This window comes from Scytonema hankhaensis NUACC26 (assembly GCF_045865695.1).
In the GTDB taxonomy this organism is placed as follows: domain Bacteria; phylum Cyanobacteriota; class Cyanobacteriia; order Cyanobacteriales; family Nostocaceae; genus Scytonema.
On the sequence record NZ_BAACAP010000238.1, the window covers coordinates 82,491 to 103,645 of the forward strand.

General features: G+C 42.0%; 17 protein-coding genes and 3 pseudogenes. 16 read left to right on the forward strand and 4 right to left on the reverse strand.

Translation table 11 applies throughout. The annotated features are described in order from the left end of the window. Position 1 precedes the first annotated feature (1 nt). From ACKTT2_RS39250 to ACKTT2_RS39275, 6 genes and pseudogenes are all read left to right on the forward strand, one after another. Positions 2–367: a DUF4365 domain-containing protein gene (locus ACKTT2_RS39250; RefSeq protein ID WP_407896652.1), complete on the forward strand. Its 366-nt coding sequence runs from the start codon at positions 2–4 to the stop codon at positions 365–367. Between the two features lie 128 nt (positions 368–495). Continuing rightward, a complete protein-coding gene (locus ACKTT2_RS39255) occupies positions 496–1,047 on the forward strand; it encodes a hypothetical protein (protein ID WP_407896654.1) in 552 nt (183 codons plus the stop codon). A 138-nt stretch (positions 1,048–1,185) separates the two neighbouring features. Further along, positions 1,186–2,043, forward strand: a complete 858-nt coding sequence (locus ACKTT2_RS39260) for a transcription factor RcaD (RefSeq protein ID WP_407896656.1) — start codon at positions 1,186–1,188, stop codon at positions 2,041–2,043. A gap of 41 nt (positions 2,044–2,084) precedes the next feature. After that, positions 2,085–2,354: pseudogene (locus ACKTT2_RS39265) on the forward strand (DNA translocase FtsK); the annotation flags it as partial. Positions 2,355–2,568: 214 nt separating this feature from the next. Continuing rightward, positions 2,569–2,985: pseudogene (locus ACKTT2_RS39270) on the forward strand (element excision factor XisH family protein). Continuing rightward, positions 2,973–3,308, forward strand: a pseudogene (locus ACKTT2_RS39275) (XisI protein). The pseudogenes ACKTT2_RS39270 and ACKTT2_RS39275 overlap by 13 nt, the downstream one beginning before the upstream one ends. A gap of 162 nt (positions 3,309–3,470) precedes the next feature. Here ACKTT2_RS39275 and ACKTT2_RS39280 read toward each other — a convergent pair. Next, on the reverse strand, positions 3,471–3,707 hold the full coding sequence (locus ACKTT2_RS39280) for a hypothetical protein (RefSeq protein ID WP_407896658.1): 237 nt from the start codon (positions 3,705–3,707) through the stop codon (positions 3,471–3,473). Positions 3,708–3,954: 247 nt separating this feature from the next. On the opposite strand from ACKTT2_RS39280, the gene ACKTT2_RS39285 reads away from it, so the two are divergent. Together ACKTT2_RS39285 and ACKTT2_RS39290 are read left to right on the forward strand one after the other, a co-directional pair. Continuing rightward, on the forward strand, positions 3,955–4,332 hold the full coding sequence (locus tag ACKTT2_RS39285) for a hypothetical protein (protein WP_407896660.1): 378 nt from the start codon (positions 3,955–3,957) through the stop codon (positions 4,330–4,332). Positions 4,333–4,516: 184 nt separating this feature from the next. Continuing rightward, on the forward strand, positions 4,517–4,717 hold the full coding sequence (locus ACKTT2_RS39290) for a hypothetical protein (RefSeq protein WP_407896662.1): 201 nt from the start codon (positions 4,517–4,519) through the stop codon (positions 4,715–4,717). 190 nt (positions 4,718–4,907) lie between these two features. Here ACKTT2_RS39290 and ACKTT2_RS39295 read toward each other — a convergent pair whose 3' ends face one another. Next, entirely contained in the window at positions 4,908–5,153 is a 246-nt protein-coding gene (locus ACKTT2_RS39295; protein ID WP_407896665.1) for a type II toxin-antitoxin system HicB family antitoxin, read from the reverse strand. 3 nt (positions 5,154–5,156) lie between these two features. On the opposite strand from ACKTT2_RS39295, the gene ACKTT2_RS39300 reads away from it, so the two are divergent. The 7 genes from ACKTT2_RS39300 (at position 5,157) to ACKTT2_RS39330 (ending at position 16,597) form a co-directional block, all read left to right on the forward strand. Next, on the forward strand, positions 5,157–5,399 hold the full coding sequence (locus ACKTT2_RS39300; protein WP_407896667.1) for a hypothetical protein: 243 nt from the start codon (positions 5,157–5,159) through the stop codon (positions 5,397–5,399). Next, positions 5,389–7,215, forward strand: a complete 1,827-nt coding sequence (locus tag ACKTT2_RS39305) for a ShlB/FhaC/HecB family hemolysin secretion/activation protein (RefSeq protein ID WP_407896670.1) — start codon at positions 5,389–5,391, stop codon at positions 7,213–7,215. The genes ACKTT2_RS39300 and ACKTT2_RS39305 overlap by 11 nt, the downstream gene beginning before the upstream one ends. A gap of 487 nt (positions 7,216–7,702) precedes the next feature. Beyond that, a complete protein-coding gene (locus tag ACKTT2_RS39310; RefSeq protein ID WP_407896672.1) occupies positions 7,703–10,492 on the forward strand; it encodes a CHAT domain-containing protein in 2,790 nt (929 codons plus the stop codon). Between the two features lie 128 nt (positions 10,493–10,620). Continuing rightward, positions 10,621–11,583, forward strand: coding sequence for a DUF1822 family protein (locus ACKTT2_RS39315; RefSeq protein ID WP_407896674.1), 963 nt, complete (start codon positions 10,621–10,623; stop codon positions 11,581–11,583). A gap of 201 nt (positions 11,584–11,784) precedes the next feature. Then, a complete protein-coding gene (locus tag ACKTT2_RS39320) occupies positions 11,785–14,103 on the forward strand; it encodes a CHASE2 domain-containing protein (protein ID WP_407896676.1) in 2,319 nt (772 codons plus the stop codon). Between the two features lie 297 nt (positions 14,104–14,400). Continuing rightward, the gene (locus ACKTT2_RS39325; protein ID WP_407896678.1) at positions 14,401–15,228 is read left to right on the forward strand and encodes a DUF928 domain-containing protein; all 828 of its coding nucleotides are present in this window, start codon (positions 14,401–14,403) and stop codon (positions 15,226–15,228) included. Positions 15,229–15,454: 226 nt separating this feature from the next. Next, complete coding sequence (locus tag ACKTT2_RS39330; protein ID WP_407896680.1) at positions 15,455–16,597, forward strand: SpoIID/LytB domain-containing protein; 1,143 nt, start codon at positions 15,455–15,457, stop codon at positions 16,595–16,597. A gap of 86 nt (positions 16,598–16,683) precedes the next feature. On the opposite strand, the gene ACKTT2_RS39335 is transcribed toward ACKTT2_RS39330, so the two are convergent. Then, positions 16,684–17,910: a hypothetical protein gene (locus ACKTT2_RS39335; protein WP_407896682.1), complete on the reverse strand. Its 1,227-nt coding sequence runs from the start codon at positions 17,908–17,910 to the stop codon at positions 16,684–16,686. Positions 17,911–18,074: 164 nt separating this feature from the next. Between ACKTT2_RS39335 and ACKTT2_RS39340 the strand changes: the two genes are divergently transcribed. Next, the gene (locus tag ACKTT2_RS39340; RefSeq protein WP_407896684.1) at positions 18,075–18,557 is read left to right on the forward strand and encodes a hypothetical protein; all 483 of its coding nucleotides are present in this window, start codon (positions 18,075–18,077) and stop codon (positions 18,555–18,557) included. 146 nt (positions 18,558–18,703) lie between these two features. Here ACKTT2_RS39340 and ACKTT2_RS39345 read toward each other — a convergent pair whose 3' ends face one another. After that, on the reverse strand, positions 18,704–20,872 hold the full coding sequence (locus ACKTT2_RS39345; RefSeq protein ID WP_407896686.1) for a GumC family protein: 2,169 nt from the start codon (positions 20,870–20,872) through the stop codon (positions 18,704–18,706). Positions 20,873–21,155 lie beyond the last annotated feature (283 nt).

The window sequence follows — 21,155 nt, forward strand, 5'->3', positions numbered from 1 at the left end:
CGTGGACATAAATCAACAAAAAGAACAATTTAGCAATACCTATTTACAAGCAGTTGCTACTGTTGCAGGCTATTCTCTATATAAACCCTCGGTTGATGATAACAGCATAGACTTGGGAATTGCAGCCAAGGGAGAAACAGGACGCATTCGAGCGCCTCGGTTAGAATTACAATTAAAATCTACGTCAAGGGATATTCTCAAGGACAAATTAATCCGCTACCCTCTTATACTAAAAAACTACAACAACTTGAGAATGACGGACATTGCCATTCCAAGAATCTTAATTGTAGTTTTAATTCCTGACAACTTAGCAAACTGGTTAAAACAATCAGAGGAAGAACTGTGTCTGCGTCATTGTGGATATTAGGTGTCTTTGAGAGGATTGCCAGAAACACAAAACACAGATAATGTTACCATTACCTTACTCAGAAGTAACCAATTCACAGTCACCACCCTTCAATCAATTATGCAAGGGCTTAGTCAAGGAGTACAACCATGAAAGTCACTGTGCGGGAGCGGGAAATTTTTCAGAATATAGAATTAGAAGAACTCAGAAATTATCTACAAACACATGGTTGGCGTGAAGAGCGTTCGTTTATGAATAATGCCACGATTTGTCTTAAACAAGAACTAGAACGAGGTGAATTTGAAATATTGCTACCTAATAGAAAAAATTTGGGAGACTACGCAACTAGAATTAGTGAAGCAACAGAAACTTTAGCGTTAGTAGAAAATTGTTCTCAGCTAGAAATTATTCATGAACTCCTCGCTACTGTCCCAAATACCACTATTCAGGGAATTATCATGCAAATTGAACAACTAGTAGCAGACAAATTAAGCGGTGAAATTATACTTTTTGGTGTCATAATTGATAAACTCCAAAAAATTAAAACGAAATTAAACGACCATAGTTATATACTAGCTCTTAAAGCTTATCAAGAACGATTACCGATTCTTTGTACGGGTGATTTGATTAAGGAAAATAATACCTTTATTCTCAAGAATCCTCACGACTTTACTTTGGATAACAAAATAATGGACACCTAAGCTTCTCTGCTACCTTTGGCAGATTACTCTTGAAAATAACTTTGGTATTTACTGAAATTAGCTAGCCTAAAGAGGGGTGTAAGTTCTTCTCACGTCAGCTACAGTTATGCAGATTCAAATACAAGGAAAAATATCTGCATGGATACTCATGAGTTAAAGTTCTTACTAAAATTACTGGGATGTCCCAATTACCGTTCTAGCCTTAACAGTAGCACTTTTAAATCTTTCGAGGGTAAGGAAAAAATTTGTCAAAGTTTAAGCGATCGCAAGTTAATAGACTTTTCTCGTGAAATCGCTTCTATTAAAATCTTACCCCCTGGTGACGCTCTCCTAAAAACGGAGACAGAGCAGTTACCACTAACACCTAATGAATTGAAAGTCTTGAAAAAAATAAGTAATGCTTCCGAAACGATCGCACCAAGCAAAATTAACATCAAATCTCTCAAGTCAAAACAGCGAGATGCTATCTTGCAAAGCTTATGTGAAAAGGGGCTTATTGAAGTTGAAACAAGAATAAAAAGGATGAACGCTGAGGTATGGCTGACTGAACACGGAAGCGAGTATTTGCGGGATCGTTACATCCCTGAAGGGACTGCGAGCGTTAACTTAGAACTGCTGAAAAATTACCTACAGTTTATCAGGAAATTCCTCCCCAGTCAGCCAGAACAATTATCTACTTCAGAACCCACCAATGGAGGCGCTGCTGTTGTAACGATTGTCAACCTTACCGATAAGGAAATTTTACACACTATCCAAAATCTGGATCGGGAGGTAGGTACTGACAATGGTTTGCCAATCTTCCATCTGCGGCAAAAGTTGCAACCTCCACTGTCACAAGATGAATTGGATAAGGCGCTATATCGCTTGCAAGCCAACGATCGAATTGAGTTAAGTTCCTTGCAAGAAGCTAACGCTTATACACCAGAACAGATTGATGCTGGAATTTCACAAAACAATGGCGAGCCACTGTTTTTCCTAACTGTAACTGAACTTTAGAAATAGTTCTTGTTTACTAAATTCTATTTGTTGGCTTTAATGGAGCAATGGCGCGGGCTGCAGGAATTCATTTGATTATTGCCACTCAACGCCCAGAAGCAGGAGTTCTCACTCCCATTATCCGTTCTAATTTACCGGGACGAGTTGCACTCCGAACCGCAAGCGAGGCGGATTCAGTAATTATTTTGGGAGGTAAACAAACAGATGCAGCTCGCTTGCTTGGGAAAGGGGATTTACTCTACTTAGCCAGTTCTCAGTTACAGCGTTTGCAAAGTTTATTTGTAATTGATGTTCAGGCGTTACTGAATTAAAATATGAATGCTTTTTTAGCCTCACACAAAGGTGCAAAGACGCAAAGGTTTTATAATGAAACACTCTCCCATTCCTAGCTGGGGTATTAGTGCAAATAGTTAGTGAGCGCTAGGACTTGGCACTCCCAGTAAGCTTTTATGCTATATTGTATATTGTTGATTATGTAACTAAGCACCCAAAATTAAATAATCCGTTGCTTTACACCTGAAAAATGTGCCCGCAAGAGACGCTTTTCATAATGCGGTTAAAAACGCTCTCATAACCGACGGTTGGAAAATAACCCATGACCCTTTTCCTGTCAGTTTTGAATTGGGGGATATGTATATTGATTTAGGTGCAGAGAAAATTCTAGCCGCAGAGAAAGATGGACAAAAAATTGCGGTTGAAGTTAAAAGCTTTATTCGGACAACAGCCATTTACGAATTTCATACCGCATTAGGGCAATTTATTAACTACCGATTGGCGTTATCTGAACAAGAACCCGAATGACAACTTTATTTGGTAGTTCCCATTGATGCTTATAGTTCTTTTTTCACAATACGTCTTGTCCAAAATATTATTCGTATGCATCAACTGAAATTAATTATTTACAATCCAGAAATGGAGGCGCTTGTGGAATGGATAAATTAATACAGTATCGACAAATTATTCAGCAACTCTTGCATGAGTATGCAGCAATAGGTAATGCCGATGATGATGTTAAAACTCTAATAGTTTTTGATACCGAACGCGACTATTATCAACTTATGAATGTTGGTTGGAAAAATCAACGTCGTATTTATGGCTGTTTTCTACATATTGATATTAAAGATGGTAAAGTTTGGCTTCAACATAATGGGACAGAAAATGAAGTGTGAGAAGATTTAGTGAATTTAGGCGTACCTAAGCACGATATTGTAATTGGATTTCATTCACCATTTAAACGACAATTTACAGATTATGCAGTTGGCTAAACCACCAGGTTACTCCTCACGAGCAGATCGATCGCAAGAGGCGGAGCTTCTAAAAAAGCATTCCCAGGCTCCGCCTGGGAATGAGAAGAGGGTCTAACTATCATTCGCTAATAGCATCTTTCAAGAAGTCGGGACTTTTGCCACTCGACTACGCGATCGCATTCACTCTTCGTCTTTTTGAGGTTTCTCGTTGGGGCGCTCAAGAGCAGGAGGATAATCAACAAATTCTTGAGTTCTGGTTGTCTCGGTTGTTAAAACGCCTTCTTGCAAAACATCTTCAGGATCTGATGATTTATCAGCTGCTGATAAGTTAATTTGACCGTTTGCATTGACGTTGGGTTTGTCAGAAGTTCCTTTGTGATTGGCATGACCACCAGGCATAGTTGTTTCCTCAGTCATATGAATATATCATCAGCCTAAACTTAATTGTTATACGGAATACACTGTCACAAGTCTTAAACCCTATTAGCTCGTTACCTTAACTTTAGGGGGATTTCACCAGTACAGACCCCACCAGCCATCCTATCAGGTGATGTTGCGGAAAAAGTATAAGCGCTATCTTAAAAATAAGGGGAGTTCTTTAAAGTTGTAAACTCTTCCCTTTACTTTGCGATCGCTGTTTGTAAGGCTTCCAATGGAGGTCAGAATGAAAAAAATTATTATTGCCAGTCTATTAGCTTTAGCCACTACAAGTGGATTTTTCCTTAACAATGAAGCTGCTGAAGCAAACCACGGACGCTATTATCGTTACCCTCGGTACAGACAGCGAATTAGCTACTGCTATCCTGTCACTCAATGGTATGTAGACGAAGACCCTGGTTACCATCCTCAAGCTTATGCTGATGGTTACCGCCAAGGACAACAAAATTCAAGAAAAGGCAATGAGTATAAACCTCGTACTGCTGGGGGTGAATTTGCCCGTGGTTTTGATGACGGTTATTACGGAAGGGAATTTAAAGGTCAGAAAAATGTAGTTCCTAATACGGTTCTACCGTACACTACAACACAATGCAGTTGGTGGTAATTACAATAAAGTTAAGTATAAGTACGGTTGACAACGCCAAATTTTTAGAAAACACACACATGAAAGTTAAAATTAATCCCAGAGATAGATAAAATAACGGACAAAAATGATATCTGAGACAGAAGAATTCACACTGCTAAGCTCCATACAATAGTGCCAGTGTAGAGTAAATCGGAGTGCAGTTATGGCTACAGAAAACGAAAATGTAAGAAACGACGAATCTCAAGCAAAAGCTTCTGGTGGAGCTCAAACTCCTGTCAACGAAGAAGAACGTCGTACTGGTGTGAATGAGAAAAGCGAAGGTAAACCCTCTGCTGTACCTGAATCTGGAAGTAGTGACCAGTTGACCGAGGGCGGTGGCAATCAGGGTACAGAAAAGCGTTAGTTTCAATTCCTAGGGCTAGCTGTGTTCGGTAATTGTGGTGGAATGATAGGATGCGATCGGCATTATCTTCCACCTATTTTTTTATATTTACTGCATTTTCTTGTGGAACGGGCGTCCCCGCCCGTTATAGATGAGAGAGCGAGCGAGGACGTCCTGTGCGCTTCTAATTTTTGAGCTACCTCACGATACTTCATGGTGCTGTCACCACAGTTTCCAACCATAAAGCACGATCGGTGCCAGCCACTCGCATATTTACTGGTAAAGCTCGTCCCAAATCCTCATAAGCCTCAATGACAGCAGCTAAAGCATCTTGAACATTTGCTAAAGCTTCCTCAACCGTATTTCCCTCAGTGACTAGTTCTGGTAGTAACGGTGATGTCACTGTAAATCCGCCTTCAGGTTGTGGTGAGAGTAGTAATGGAATTTTATAGAGCATTACGTGTTTATCCGTATCGCAAATTGGCTCGCTGTCGATCCAGCTATGGGAAATCCCTTGAGTTCGGCACAATCGTTACAAACAAGCAATAATCGCCACAATTCTTTCCCTAAAAACCCTGATTCCCATAAAATTGTCGAAGCACAGGGATGGATTGTAGATAAAAAGGGCGATATCATCCTTGTTGCGCGATCGCTAGGCGATAATTCTTCCGTTCCCTTATCACTATTGTGTCATGCTCCGTAACTTCCGCCCAAGATTAAGCATCAATCAGTACTGCTGTTGCTTAAGTTCAGTGGCAATTTCTTGCACTTTGTCAATAAAACCAGTACAAGCGCAGGTTGCTAATTCAGTTCAAGTCCAAAGTCTGACACCCAGTGTTTCTGCCCAAGCTCCTACACCACAGCAACCTCGCGTTCCTCCTGGAGGACAAATTGAACCCCCTTCTACACCTCCTTTAGAAGAACCACCACAACCAGCACCAGAACCGGAACCACCTTTCCGCTTACCGCCTCCTGAAGAGTTACTTCCACCAGAATCAACACCCACCACTCCCGAAACCACTCCAGGAGAGGTTCCTCAAACTATCAGTGTTAAAGAATTTAAAGTCACAGGTAGCACAGTCTTTAGTCAAAAAGAATTTGCAGAAGTTCTCAAAAACTATGTAAATCGACCCATAACCCTAGCCGAACTTTTTCAAGCACGTGCAGCTATTACTGAATTATACGTTAAAAAAGGCTATATAACGTCAGGAGCTTACATTCCCACACAAAAACTTCAAAATGGTATCGTAGAAATTCGGGTCGTAGAAGGTTCTTTGGAAGACATTAAAGTCACTGGTACGCGGAGACTGAGGACAGGCTACGTGCGAAGCCGACTTGCTATTGCAACAAAGAAACCCCTCAATCGCGAGCGCTTGCTCCAAGCACTACAATTATTACAACTCAATCCTTTAATTGATAACCTGTCAGCAGAACTCTCAGCAGGTTCTCGTCCGGGCGTCAGTTTATTAGAAGTGCGAGTAAAAGAAGCAGATACCTTTAACGTTCAATTTGTTTTAGATAACGGACGTTCTCCAGCTGTTGGTAGCTTTCGCCGTCAAATTCAAGTCAGCGAAGCCAATCTTTTTGGATTTGGTGATAGCATTAGCGCTATCTATACCAATACTGATGGTAGCAATGCCTTTGACTTTGGCTATACTTTTCCCATCAATGCTCGAAATGGAACGATTTCGTTCAACTTTGGTATTTCTGATAGTAATGTCATCGAAAGACCTTTTAATGACCTTGACATTCAATCCAATTCCCGCTACTACGAATTAACCCTACGCCAACCCATCATCCAAACTCCAACTCGCGAACTTGCAGTTGGTTTAACAGCAACTCGCCGAGAAAGCGAAGCTAGCCTAAATCCGTACAATCAAGGAGAAATTCCCTTTCCAGCATTCGGTGCGAATGACGAAGGAGAAACGAAAGTCACCGCCTTACGTTTTTTCCAAGAATGGACTCAGCGTAGCAGCCAACAGGTATTTGCTGTACGTTCTCAGTTTAGTGTGGGACTTGACGCTTTCGATTCCGATAGTTTCTTTGCTTGGAGAGGACAAGCACAATGGGTAAGATTGCTAGCCCCCGACACTCTTTTTCTCTTACGAGGAGATTTGCAAGTTGCAGATCGTCCTCTTGTTCCCTTCGAGCAATTTGGCTTGGGTGGTATAGAAAGTGTTCGAGGTTACCGCCAAGATGCATTGCTTACAGATAATGGATTTTTTGCCTCTGCTGAAGTCCGCATTCCCATTGTAAGATTCTCTCGCCGTGGTAGCGTTTTACAAGTAACTCCTTTCTTTGATATTGGTACTGTTTGGAATCGTTCTGGTAGACCGAGCCCCGATACTGAACTTGAAGAAAGTACCCTCGCTTCTGTTGGATTGGGGCTACGCTTGCAATTAGAAGATTGGTTAACAGCACGCATAGACTGGGGTATCCCATTAATTTCTATTTCTGGAGATAAAGACAGTTGGCAAGAAAACGGTTTGTATTTTTCCCTCATAGCTAATCCTTTTTAATTAATCACTGGTCACTGGTCACTGTTTACTGTTCCAAGATTCCCTTTTTCTTAACAAAATATTACGGAAAAATTTAATTTAACTCTTTGTTCTCTTTTGGTAAGGTAAGCATTACCTACTTAGAGGATGTTTGAAAAGTCATGATTGATGTATCAAATATTTTTTTACCCCACCCTAACCCTCCCCGATGCATTGGGGAGGGAACCAAAAATTCAATTTCCCCCCAATGCATCGGGGGGATTAAGGGGGGTAATAATGTAATTAAAATCACAGCCAACCACTTTTCAAACAACCTCTAAGAACGAATGGTAGGCAACACCTATCTTATATATTTTAAAAATTAGATAGGAGTTTTCACTAGCTAGCCACAAATCAACCAAAATACATTACAAAATGTGAAGATATCCGTAATCCTTACCAATGACAAATGACTAATAACTAATGACGATACTCACTAGTTAATTTTAATTATGCTGAATTAACTTATATGAAAAAAGCAAATTCAATTCGTTATTCTCTTTTAGCTTTTGTCACTGCTTTATTATGTATTTTTAGTTCTCCCGTTCTCGCAAATCTTCCCCATTCCTCACCTATTGCTTTACTGCAACAAGGGAAAGTTTTATACGATGGCGGGCGCTATTCAGAAGCAGTTCAGATATTGCAACAAGCAGCACGACAGTATCAACAGCAAGGGGATGCTATCAGTCAAGCAGCGACTTTGAGCAACCTTTCCCTGGCTTACCAACAACTTGGCGCATGGAATGAAGCAAAACAAGCGATCGCTAGTAGTTTAAACATCCTCGGTTACGCGCAGCAAGATTCAGAAAACAAAGTCAGTCAAAATCCAGAATCTAAAATTCAAAGTTTACCAATTCTCGCCCAAACTCTAGATATTGAAGGACGCTTGCAGTTAGGGATGGGACAACTAGAGCAAGCTTTAGTCACTTGGCAAAATGCAGAAAAAGTTTACAATCGAGCACACGATCGAAACGGTGTTGTACGAGCGCGCATTAACCAAGCCCAAGCACTCAGAACCCAAGGATTTTACCGTCGTGCAGAAGCTTTACTCGTGCAAGTCAACGAAACATTGCGATCGCAACCGGATTCTTTAGAAAAAGCAGTCGGTTTGCGCTCTCTTGGTGATGTTCTCCAACTTGTCGGTGATTTAGAGAAATCCAAAGATACATTACAACAAAGTTTGGAAGTAGCAAAACGCATTCAATCTCCAAAAGAAATTAGTGCAAGTTTTTTTAGTTTGGGAAACAATGCTCGTGCTTTGCCGCAAAAACCAGAAGCCATTGATTATTATAAAAAAACCATTGAAGTCACTCCTTCACCACTCACAAAAGTTCAAGCACAACTCAATCTTTTAGACTTGTTTATAGAAGACAAACAAATAACAAATGCTCAAAATTTAATACCTTCAATTCAATCGCAACTCGACCAACTTCCTCCAAGTCGTGCTGCCATCTACGCCCGAATTAACTTTGCTCAAAGTGTTGAGAAAATGGGCAAGAGGCAATGGGCAATGGGCGATGGGCAAGGTAAACTGAAACAAAATCCCAATCGCCCTTCGGGTTCGCAGTCCCCTACGGAGGGAAACCCTCCTTCAGGGCTGTCTCACCAATCGCCAATCGCCAATCGCCCTTCGGGTTCGCAGTCCCCTACGGAGGGAAACCCTCCTTCAGGGCTGTCTCACCAATCACCAATCGCCAGTTCCCAATCGCCAATCGCCAGTCCCCAAATTCTCGCCACCGCCATTCAACAAGCCCGCACTTTAGGGGACAAACGAGCAGAAGCCTATGCTTTGGGAAGTTTGGGAAGTTTATACGAACAAACCAAGCAATGGTGGTCCTCGCAAAAGCTAACTCAGCAAGCATTATTCCTAGCACAATCAAGCAACGCACCAGAGATTACTTACCGATGGCAATGGCAATTGGGAAGATTACTCAAAGCACAAGGAGATATTACTGGAGCGATCGCAGCGTATGATGATGCTGTAGGCACACTTCAATCGCTCCGCAGCGATCTTGTAGCAGTTAACCAGAACGTGCAGTTTACCTTTCGAGACAGTGTAGAACCCGTTTACAGGCAATCAGTAGAATTACTACTGCAATCTCAATCGGGACAACCCGATGAAAAAATTTTAGAAAAAGCACGTCAGCGTATAGAAGCACTACAGTTAGCAGAACTCGATAATTTCTTCCGGGAAGCTTGTTTGCAAGGACAAAGAGTGCCGATTGATAGAGTTGTAGATCGCGATAATCCAACTGCAGCCATTCTCTATCCAATCGTTTTGGAAAACAAACTCCAAGTCATCGTGAAAATTCCCAAACAACCCCTTCAGGTATACGGTCGCGAAATTTCCCAACCAGAAGTAGAAAAAACATTAAGTGAGTTGCGGCAAAATTTAGTCAAACCATCTGCAATCAAAGCATTCAAAACACAGTCACAACAAGTTTATAATTGGTTAATCCAACCTATAGAGTCACAATTACAAGCTAGTGGAGTCAACACCCTAGTCTTTGTATTGGATGGAGCTTTGCGAAACATACCACCAGCAGTTCTTTATGATGGTAAGCAGTACTTGGTTGAAAAGTATGCAGTTGCCCTCAGCGTAGGTTTACAACTTTTTGAACCCAAACCACTAGTGCGACAGCAGATAAACGCTCTAACTGCAGGGCTAACCGAACCACCACCTGGGTATTCCGGTCGTTTTTCACGTTTGCCCGCTATCAAAACAGAATTAGACTTAATTTCTCAAGCTGGTGTACCAACTACTAGATTGGTAGATAAAGCATTTACTAGCAAAGCTTTAGAAAAAGAAGTCAGTAATGTTCCATTCAGTATCGTACATTTGGCTACCCATGGTGAGTTTAGTTCCCGTGCAGACAAAACCTTTATTTTGGCTTCCGACGGACCAATAGATGTTTCTCACTTTGGTAGTATCCTTCGCCAACGAGATGATATTAGACCAGAAGCCATACAGCTACTTGTTTTAAGTGCTTGTAAAACAGCAGCTGGGGATAATCGAGCAGCACTCGGTCTTGCTGGTGCTGCTATCAAAGCTGGCGCACGCAGTACAGTTGCTTCTCTATGGCAGATTGACGATGAATCAACAGCCCAATTCGTTGGTGCTTTTTACCGAGAACTCAAAAATCCCAACCTTACAAAAGCCGAAGCACTCCGCCACGCCCAGCTGCAAATGTTAAAGCATCCTAACTTTAACAAACCCAGCTTTTGGTCTGCTTATGTTTTAATTGGGAATTGGTTGTAATTGGGGATTGGCGACTGGTCACTGGTCACTGGTCACTGGTCACTGGTCACTGGTCACTGATTACATTGCATAAAATCCGTAATTTGGAGCGATAAGTATTTAACAGCACTCTTACTGGGGATCGAACTATGACGCGCACCATCTTTGAGCTAGAAGATATTCCGTTGACTTTGCCTATTACACTAGCAGCTCGCAAAACTGCTGAGAAGTTTGCCAAGGAGCAACCAACTCCTGAAAAAGCCGCACAAGTCCGGCTGAATACTCTTTGTGTATGGGTGGTGCATGACTATTTGGAATTAATGGGGATTTCCACTGACTTGAATAAAAGTGACAGTTGGAACTCAGTTATCCGTTTATGTGCTGATGTTGCTGATTTAGAAATACCTGGAATTGGTCGTTTGGAGTGCCGTCCCGTACATCGTTCCGAGCAAATTTGTTACATTCCTCCTGAAACTTGGGAAGAACGAGTAGGATATATTTTTGTTCAAATCGATGAATCTTCTGTGGATGTCAATTTACTTGGCTTTGTCCCCAAGATTGCTACGGAAAGATTGCCTTTAGATCGGCTTCAACCTCTAGAAAATTTGATCGAACATTTGGCAGAATTACAGCAGAGCCAAGCGTTGACTCTGGTAAATTTGAGTCAATGGCTAACTGGTGTTTTTGATGCGGGTTGGCAAACTCTTGAATCCTTGTGGAACCAGCCAGAATTAAGACCGGGTTATGCTTTTCGGAACAATGAAATTGTCGATCGCACCTCAGCAAATAATTCAATCGCTAGACGCGGAAAATCGATCGATTTGGGAATCCAAATTGCTAATCAACCTGTCATATTAATTGTGGAAATTCGACCAGATACAGACTCACAAATGAGCGTTCGTCTTCAAGTCCATCCTACTGGTAAAAATAGTTACCTCGTATCGGGTTTGCAATTGACGGTATTAGACGGATCGGGAGCGGTTTTTCTGGAATCTCAAGCGAGAAGTGCAGATAATTACATTCAATTACAGTTTAAGGGCGAACCAGGAGAACAGTTTAGCGTTAAGTTAGGCTTAAATGATGCTAGTGTCACAGAACATTTTGCGATTTAGTTGGTGAAGGACGAGGATGACAGACAAAGGATAAAATTTTTTTCACTCAGTCCTTGTCTTTATACTTCACAATACCAATTTGAATTAAAGAATGCGACAGATAGTTGGTTGAAGTCAAGTACTAAACATGACTTTCTCAATCCAAAATCTAAAATCCAAAATGGTATAACTTCATACGACAAAGCTGAATACTTTTATGTTATGTGTAAATTGGTCGTATTAAAATTCGCTGATGGTAGCTTTGAGCAAGGGTTTTCCGTTACCCTTCAGATTGGGGACGAAGGGGAACGTCCCTCAACTGAAATTACTGGAAGATTGCCTGCGGCTATAGATATGCCGATATATTACGATCGCTGGCAAGCTAGCTATCGACACTTAGGCAGTCGCTATCGTCTCTCTGCTGACAAAGTACAAGTGACAAATGTGTCTGTGACTGAGGATTGTCAAGAAACAGCACAGAGTTTGCGATCGCGTTTTAACGACTGGCTCAGATCTGAAGAGTTTCGCCCTGTTCGAGAGAAGTGGTTGGAAAAACTGCTAGCTACGGATGAGCTACGAGTTATTTTACAAACAGAAGATTATCAATTAAAGCGGTTGCCTTGGCATCTCTGGGATGTTATAGAGCGTTATCCAAAAGCAGAAGTAGCCATAGCATCACCCACATACGAACGGGTAATTTCCAAGAAAACACGTAACGATAAAGTTAATATTTTAGCAATTTTAGGAAACAGTGAAGGGATTGATACTGACGCTGACCTGAATTTACTACAACAACTAAACGACGCGAATGTCACTTTTTTAGTGGAACCTCAACGTAAAGAATTAAACGACCAGCTTTGGGGCAACAGTTGGGATATTCTTTTCTTTGCAGGTCACAGTTCCAGTTATGGTAAAGATGGTAACGGACTGATATATTTAAACACCACTGATAGCCTAACGATTGGCGAACTCAGATACGCTTTGCGAAAAGCTGTGGAAAGTGGTTTACAACTAGCAATTTTTAATTCATGTGATGGATTGGGATTAGCGCGAGATTTAGCCGATCTGCAAATTCCCCAGATGATTGTGATGCGCGAACCCGTTCCAGATTTGGTAGCACAAGAATTTTTAAAGAATTTTTTAAAAAGTTTTGCCAGTGGTGACTTGCTCTACTTAGCAGTGCGAGAGGCAAGAGAACGGTTACAAGGTCTGGAAGATAAATTTCCGTGTGCTACGTGGTTACCTGTAATCTGTCAAAATTTAGCCGAAGCGCCTCCTTCCTGGAAACAGATTACAGGCAGAGTCGAATTACTTCCCTTAAAACCACTTCCTTCATCGCCCTCAAGTTCACCTAAAATTACTGTAGCATTTTTTTCTTCGGTAGTCGTAACTGCCTTAGTTTGTGGGTTGAGGTTTTTAGGATTATTACAAGGATCTGAACTTCAAGCTTTTGACCAAATGGTGGCACTACGTCCTGCGATCGTCAATGAGAAACCGGACGATCGCTTGCTGATTGTGACTATTGATGATGCTGATATTGCAGAGCAACGACGCAATGGCGAACGTTTAGATGGAAAATCTCTGTCAGATCGCTCACTGAATAAACTTTTGGAAAAACTCGAGCAATATCAACCCCGTGTCATTGGTTTGGATCTCTACCGAGATTTTAAAGCTCAAAACCCAAATTTAGTGACTCGCCTTCAGCAAACTGAAAATTTAGTTGGGGTTTGTAAGGGGAGTGATGGAGTTTCATCTATAAACGGTATTGAACCACCACCTGAAATTCCAGAAGAACGTTTGGGATTTAGCGATTTTGTTCACGATCCTGATGGAGTTGTGCGCCGACATCTCCTTGTTATGGACCCGGAGGCTATATCTTTATGTCCAGCTTCCTTTGCTTTCAGTACACAATTGGCATTTCGCTATCTATTGGCCAGTGGTATTCAACCAAAGTTTACACCAAATGGAGATTTACAACTTGGAAAAACGGTTTTTCTGGGTTTGAAACCTCGCACTGGCGGTTATCAAAATATCGATACCAATGGCGGTCAAATTTTACTGAATTATCGTTCTTCAAAGAACATCGCCGAGCAGGTGACGTTGAGACAAATTCTCTCTACTCCTATTAATCCGAATGCAGTTAAGGACAAAATTGTTTTAATTGGGGTAGCAGCTAGAGGAGATTACCCGGATTATTGGGCAACTCCTTATGGTAGTCAGTTAGATGAGCAAATTCCGGGGGTGTTTGTACAAGCGCATATGGTGAGTCAAATTATCAGTGCGGTTTTGGATGGGCGACAGCAGTTGCAAGTTCTATCACCATTGGTTGAAGTGGGGTGGATTTTGGGATGGTGTGTTGTCTCTGGGGTGTTTGCTTGGCGTGTTCGTTCCTTTCCTAAATTGGCGCTTTTTATTGGTGTGGTTTCTGGTTCTCTCTATATATTCTGCTTTGGAATGTTAATACAAGGATACTGGGTACCTTTTGTTCCTTCCGCTTTGGCTTTAGTTGTGACTGTTGTTGTTACGTCGGTTCAAAGGTAGGGGGTTTATGGTGTACACACAAGATTTACCCCACCCTAACCCTCCCCTTTCCAAGGGGAGGGAACTGGAAATTCGATTTTTCCTTGGAAAGGGAACTAGAAATCCGATTTTTCCTTGGAAAGGTAAGGGAACTGGAAATCAAATTTCCCCCCTTTCCAAGGGGGGACTAAGGGGGGTAAATTCGGCGTGAAAACCTCGATTTGTCAGCTATTACAGACTTGTGTGTACACCATCAGTATGGAGTAGAGGTTAGATTTATTAAATTTATTTGAAATTAATTAAATTGGGTAACTGGTTATGTTAAGAAAATCAGGTTTGATAAAACTAATTTTGGCAGTTGCCTTCGGCTGCTCTAGTTTAGAGGTTTGCTCAACTGGGGCGATCGCCCTTGGCGCAAGCCGTACCCGGCTTATCGCGCAACCTACTCGACAGAGTGCAACAGAACGTTCTAGTCCTAGACTGCCTGGATCGAAAACAACAATTCGTCGGCAACCTCTTCGTCTGAAGTTACCTCCACTTCCTAAAGAAATATCTTCTCCTACAGGGCGTCGTTTTGGTGGAGCTAGGCGAACTGGGTGTCCAAAAGATGTAGAGTTGCAACTAGCTGCCTTGGTTCCTGCGACTGAGCCACAACCTACTGTTACAAATGTCTGGAGTTTAACGTCGGTGGAACGTCCCATTCTATGGTTCTATACTCCTTACAATAAGAGTTCTAACTATCCAGCTGATTTTGAGTTGCTCGACGAGGAGTCCAATCCAATCTACAAAACCGCAATTTCTCTTCCAGATAAAGCGGGAGTTATTGGTGTTCCTCTACCTCCACTAACAGTCAAAAAACCGTATCGCTGGTTCCTCAATGTTTATTGCGATCGTCAACAGCAAGAAACTCCCATTTTTGTTGAGGGTGTGGTGCAACGAGTCGAACTGAGTCAAGCTATCAAAGAGCAACTGCAAAAAGCAGATCCAATACAGCAAATTGCGATCTATGCCAATAATGGAATCTGGCATGAGGCTGTGACGATACTGGCGCAGTTGCGGCAAAAAAATCCTAACGATACAACGCTTGCTGAAGATTGGAAGGAATTGCTAACAAGTGTTGGTTTAACTCAGTTCAGTGACCAGTGACCAAAAAAGAGTTGCTAGTGCTGAATGGTTCATCTATATTTGATGGAGAAAACTAAAGCACTTCCAAATAAAGAAGTCTTCAAATATTTTTTGTGGTACGGGCGTCTCGCCCGTCAGCACTCGGAAGGTAGGCGAGAACGCCCTACATTTTAGGAGATTTATTTCTTGGAAGTCCCTAAAGCACTTATCGAGCGTCCTACGTACTAAAGCAAATTCTGTTGTTAGCATGAAATTCCAGCTGTTCCCAGTTTTTTTATTTTCCCAGATGAAAGTACGTCATTGGTGGCTTGGTATTCTGATATGGGTAGCGATGGTTGCTCCGGCTCAAGCATCAGTGATTTTACGTGTCGCCATTGAGAGGGATGTTAATCAAGTTCAAGTCGGTAGTTCTACGGCTGCAGTTGTAAAAGATGGTAGTGGTCGTACTTTGGGACAACTCCCTAGGTTGAGTTCTTACTATGCCCAATCTGTTCCTGGAGGAGTTGCTTTGGATAGGTGGCAATCTAGTTTATTCTGGATTGAGCCTACAGGTAAAGGGTATGTCTATATCGGAGACCGGTGGTATCGAGGTAGAACTCTGGTTGTTCCTTCACAAAAAGGGTTAACTGCGGTTAACTGGGTTGATATGGAGGAATATCTTTACAGCGTTCTTGGTGGGGAGATGGATTCCCGATGGCCTATAGAAGCGCTGAAAGCACAAGCGATCGCTGCTCGTACTTATGCACTTTACGAACGGGAAAGACAGCGCAATAATCCCATTTACGATCTAGGGGATACACCGGATCGTTGGCAAATTTATAAAGGCGTGGTGAGTGAATCTCCTACCACTTACGCGGCTGTAGATTCCACAGCTAATAAGGTACTCACTCACAGAAATAGAATCATTCTCTCGGTGTTTCACGCTTGTTCTGGCGGACATACTGAGGATGTAGAAGATGTTTGGGGAAGTCATGAGCCGTACTTGCGTGCTGTTCCTGACTTTGACCAAAATATCAGAGAATGTAATTGGGTTAAAACCTTTTCACCTGCAGAAATTAGCGCTCAAATTCCTGATGTGGGTAATGTCAAGCAAATTGTCACCGAGAGTACTTCACGTTATGGCAGTGTAAAAGCTCTAAAAATTGTAGGCGATCGAGGTGAAAAAGTGCTCAGAGGTGAGGATGTACGTACAGCACTCAAACTCAAGAGCACTCGTTTTACTGTCAGTAATGGTAATGGTAGCTTTACGTTAAGAGGGATTGGTTTTGGTCATGCTATAGGTATGAGCCAGTGGGGTGCATATAATCTAGCCTTACGCGGGTATAATCACTTACAAATTTTGAATTACTATTACCGAGGTGTTGCTCTCGCACCAATTCGAGTGAAGTAGGGGTTAGCGATTGGCGATTGGGGAGTAGGTGGTGGGAGTTAAAAATTGGAAAGTTTTCCTAGTCCCCAGTCCCTAGTCCCCAGCCCCTAGTCCCTAAATTCTTGTTCTAACAAATCGGTTTCAGTGGAGTAGGCTAGATCGTCAGTACCAATAACTTTTTCTGCGGCAAACTGACGAGCAAAAGAAATTTTTTGCTGCAATTGCGTGTCTGGATCTGCTAGTAATCTAGCGCGAGCTTGTCGAATGCGGTTGCGATCGCTAATTTTGCTGTTACGCCATTGAATCCAAAAGTATCGGATTAAGGGTATGACAAGAAAACCCGTTCCAAAAGCTAATAGCAGCCAGTAAATTCCTTGAACAAAAGCAACCAATCCGCCTAACTGTGCTGCTACTACGCCGTCTCTTAACAAACTTCCCAATACTAACGCACCAACAAAATTTGCGACTCCCAACCCAGCACTCAACATAATTTGCCCTGATGTTGCTGCACTGAAGCGCCAAGAAAATTCTATGAGACGATCTGATAGGGACTCATAGCGCTTTTTAGCTGCACTGACTTGCAATTCTGGAAAGTAATAGACAATTTGCCCTTCAGGGCTTACTGCGGGTTGCCCGTTAAAACGAGTCAGGACAGGCAACATATAATCTTCGTACTCTTTTGCAGAACCTTCTCCGATATCATCAAGATAAGGTGCAATCTGTTCGGCAACAATTGCACCCTGATTGTTGCGAATGACATTAGCAATTTCTTGCCAACGGCGTTCTTCTAAATTGGCGTTGGGGTTACCATCACCAAATAGAAACGAAAATACGGCTTCAAAAAAATTGAGATTGCTTTTTTCTCGCCGTCTTTGTCGTTGGCGAGTATCGTAGTCAGGGCTAAGATACCAAAATAGGTCGGGAAAGTAAAAGAAGCTAAAGCCGCCTCCCCTGTCGTCAGTATCTCGCTCTGAGTTGGCAGCAGAGATGATAAAGATAATTGAGATGGTTATCAGAGCAATGGAAGCAATGAGGAAAATTCCAAAGGAAATCCGTATCAGGTAAAAAATGATTCCCCAAATTTTTTGCCACCATTCCTGCAATTTTAGTTGAAAGTATTTATTACGTAAAATAACTCTAAAGTTTTTCGGAAATAGGTAAACAAGATCGCCTGTCTCTGACACTTGTAGATGTCCACCAGCATCAGAAGCCAGGGCGAGTAAACCCTGACTTGCTTCCGCAACATTTAAACCAGCTTGAGTTGCCACATCACCAACGGTGACGCGATAACCCAATTGTTCTACACTATGCATTATGGTGGGATTTGGAGCCATCGCTCTTCCCTCGCAATGAAAAAGAATCTTCTTTCTCTAGTATAAAGATTTCTTTTCTACGGTTAATAGAGTTAATTTTTTCGTTTTATAGCTTGGTTTCGCGTTAGAATTAGTACCCTTGGCTTTGTTTACTAACAATTATCTGCCTATACCTGTCGATTATTATGGTTCAATACACTCTTGCCCAAAGCCCAGAAATTATCCTTACCGTTCCTGGAAAAGATTCAGCCAAAGCTCGTGAGAAAGCAATGGATCAGTTGATGAAACTGATGGATGACGGTAAGTTACCAACAGAACTAGAAGATGGGTTTGGTCCGCAACAACTGATTGAAGTGAAAGAAACACCAACTGGTGATACCACAAGTGATGAAGATGCTATTTCCCAAGCTGTCCAAGTTTTAAGCAATCTTGCAACCCTCAAGCTGAAAGTGCAGGAATCACGCACTGAAGCACTGGAAATTCGTAAGGCGGTTGATGTCCTATTCTTGGATAAGTCCGTAACTGAAGAGGAAATCGCTCGTCTCAAGGAAGGTTTTAAAGTTCTCAAGAATTACGCTCAGGCTAATCTACGCTATCAAGAAGCAAGAACAAAAGCAGAAGAAGCCCGCCAAATTCTAGATCGGGCTTTGAAATCCCCGGAAAAATAGCGATAGGTTTGTAGTTCCGCTCAGGCGGGACTATACTGTGAACGGCTAACAACTGTTCTTTTTCGGAATGGTTTCATAGCATTTGTAGGGGCGCAAGACTGCCGCACCCCTACAACTTTTGACATTGTTGGGAAGTTGAGCGGGAATTATCGACTTTCAATTCCAATCTTTTCAGCGCTCATACTCTTGTAATATTGCTGGTAGTAAGTGTAAGAGGTTGTAGCGACATCCTTGGATTTGTTAGCTATGACTCCTAAAATAGGTGTACCAGAAACTTGGAGTTCTTCTAATGCTTGCAGGAACATACTACGTTTGAGCTTGCCCAAACCAGCAACTAGTACAAGCCCATTTGTGTTGACTGCTAGCAAGTTAGCATCGGCAAAACCTACAAGAGGCGGTGTGTCATAAATTACTAAATCGAAACTGGATTGTAGGTCATTCATCAAATCTTGCATTTTACGAGATGCAAGCAATCGAATGGAGTCGGGCGGAGTTGGACCGGCACTCAGGACAAACAGATTATCCTCCAGGGGCGATCGCTCAATCACATTATTCCAGTCTAAGTCTTGGGCGATGATATCAGTTAGCCCCTGAATATTCATTGACCCAACACGATTGTGTATGGTAGGGGTACGTAAATTGGCGTCCACCAACAAAACTCGATGCCCCATTGCTGCTGCTGCCAGAGCTAAGTGTATTGCAACAGTAGTTTTTCCGTCTTCCTGTGATGCCGAACTGATAACCACTGAACGAATAGGCGTATCCGAACCAAGAAGAAGAATATTTGTGTAAAGAGAGCGAAAGACTTCAAAAAAGGAGGCACGAGCTGCTCGTTGTGCCTCACCAGCAGCCTCTTGCCAAGCCATTGCTCCAAGTTCTTTTCTTAAGGGAACTACGCCTAATAGCGGCAATCTAGTAGCGTCTTTGAGGTCTTTAGAAGAGTAGAAGACATTACTGAGCTTATCCATTACTAAAGCTGCACCCGTACCTAATAACAAACCTAACAGCGCCCCCAAAGCTAAGTTGCTTTTGGTACTCCCTGCGACAGCTTCAGGTTCTTTCACTTCCTGAAGTTGAGGGTCGAGTAGCTTCCATGATGGCACCGTTCGGGCAAGTTCAATCTGCAATGCTTGTTGTTTAGTTTTAAATTGAATCAGACCATCAGTGAGAATCTTTAAGTCTCGCTGAGTGTTATCGTACTCACGAATGATACCTGCTAAATCTGTCAGATACTTATTGAAATAAGCAATTTTCTCTCTTAAGGACTCATCGCGAGCTTCCAATGTTCGAATGCGGCTTTGATAATCTTTTCTTACGCGATTCTCTTCAGCAGTTAGCATCGGAGTTAGATTTGCTTTCTGTTCCTGTAGGAACTGGATACTTGGGTTCTCATTGGTGAATTTAGCTGCGTTTTTGTTAACCTCTACTTCCACTGCTTGAAGCTGATCTAGTATCTTTTGGTAGCGAGCATTTTCACTTAGCAACGAGTTCCCTGCCCTCTCCCCTGGTTGTTGCGCTAACTCTCTTTGCAAGTCCCTATAACTAGCTTGCATTTGTTCTAGCTGTACCCGATTTTCTGTTTGCTGTTGCGTCAAAGCTGCAATCTGATTGGACACTTCCTGAGCTTTCTGTGCCGGTTCAACCAAGTTATGCCTTTGTCGAATGAATTGCAACTTTTTTTGCCCAATATCAACCCGCATTTCTAAAGGCTTGCTTTGTTTTCCAACAAACTTAATTGCTTGCTTAACTTCGTTTTGACTTTCTTCCAAACTATACCGAAGATAAGAATCTTTTAGTAATGTTAAAGTATCACGAACTAGCTCTTCATCTGAACAAGTAAATGTGACTTCTAGAATATTTTGCTTATTCGATTGTATTTGTAAAAGATCGGTGACTGTGTCGTAATCTAACTCAGGATATTTAGTTTGATACTTAATCTGAAGCTTTTTGATAACTGGTTCTAGCATCCCACGACTCGTGAGAACTTGAATCGTTGTTGCAACTGGTTGTTGTACTTGCTCGGGAGGTGCTATCCCTTCTTGTGATTCCAAGGTTTGAGGGACATTGGCTACTGCTCTGCTCTCACCAGTAACAGGCTTGGTTAAAATCTCGAACTTGCCTTCATACACGGGAGGATCTGTTTCTGCCTTTAATACCGCTGCCGTAGCAACTAAACCTGTTACACCAGCAATTAACAATGCACGACGACGGAAGGTTTCTCCAACTTGACCCAGATTCAATCCACCTTCTTCATCATTTACCTGGGATCTCTGGGCTTGTGACAACGGATGAGGATATTTGTCTGACTTCAGCATAGCCTTAAGTTAAGTTTTGTGACTCATAGTTTTAAGTAGTTGCACACTGCAATTTAATCTTGCACAAATAACTAAGCGTGTTTGACTGTCAAGTGCTTGCAGTCACTTAGCCAGTCTGTGGATTCATTAATCGATCGCTATAATCCTGATAACTACTTAAAAAATTGGGTATTTTCAAAAACAAAGTAATAAATTTGCCACCCTGTCTGAAGTCTGAAAAAAACTACCGTTTATATTGGGGCAATGCACTATATATACAGTAACATTACATAAGAGAAATTTG

Coding starts and splice junctions, on each gene's coding strand:
- ACKTT2_RS39255 (WP_407896654.1), top strand. CDS start 496: ATGAAAGTCACTGTGCGGGAGCGGGAAATTTTTCAGAATATAGAATTA.
- ACKTT2_RS39260 (WP_407896656.1), top strand. CDS start 1,186: ATGGATACTCATGAGTTAAAGTTCTTACTAAAATTACTGGGATGTCCC.
- ACKTT2_RS39280 (WP_407896658.1), bottom strand. CDS start 3,707: ATGACTGAGGAAACAACTATGCCTGGTGGTCATGCCAATCACAAAGGA.
- ACKTT2_RS39285 (WP_407896660.1), top strand. CDS start 3,955: ATGAAAAAAATTATTATTGCCAGTCTATTAGCTTTAGCCACTACAAGT.
- ACKTT2_RS39290 (WP_407896662.1), top strand. CDS start 4,517: ATGGCTACAGAAAACGAAAATGTAAGAAACGACGAATCTCAAGCAAAA.
- ACKTT2_RS39295 (WP_407896665.1), bottom strand. CDS start 5,153: ATGCTCTATAAAATTCCATTACTACTCTCACCACAACCTGAAGGCGGA.
- ACKTT2_RS39305 (WP_407896670.1), top strand. CDS start 5,389: ATGCTCCGTAACTTCCGCCCAAGATTAAGCATCAATCAGTACTGCTGT.
- ACKTT2_RS39310 (WP_407896672.1), top strand. CDS start 7,703: ATGAAAAAAGCAAATTCAATTCGTTATTCTCTTTTAGCTTTTGTCACT.
- ACKTT2_RS39315 (WP_407896674.1), top strand. CDS start 10,621: ATGACGCGCACCATCTTTGAGCTAGAAGATATTCCGTTGACTTTGCCT.
- ACKTT2_RS39320 (WP_407896676.1), top strand. CDS start 11,785: ATGTGTAAATTGGTCGTATTAAAATTCGCTGATGGTAGCTTTGAGCAA.
- ACKTT2_RS39325 (WP_407896678.1), top strand. CDS start 14,401: ATGTTAAGAAAATCAGGTTTGATAAAACTAATTTTGGCAGTTGCCTTC.
- ACKTT2_RS39330 (WP_407896680.1), top strand. CDS start 15,455: ATGAAATTCCAGCTGTTCCCAGTTTTTTTATTTTCCCAGATGAAAGTA.
- ACKTT2_RS39335 (WP_407896682.1), bottom strand. CDS start 17,910: ATGGCTCCAAATCCCACCATAATGCATAGTGTAGAACAATTGGGTTAT.
- ACKTT2_RS39340 (WP_407896684.1), top strand. CDS start 18,075: ATGGTTCAATACACTCTTGCCCAAAGCCCAGAAATTATCCTTACCGTT.
- ACKTT2_RS39345 (WP_407896686.1), bottom strand. CDS start 20,872: ATGCTGAAGTCAGACAAATATCCTCATCCGTTGTCACAAGCCCAGAGA.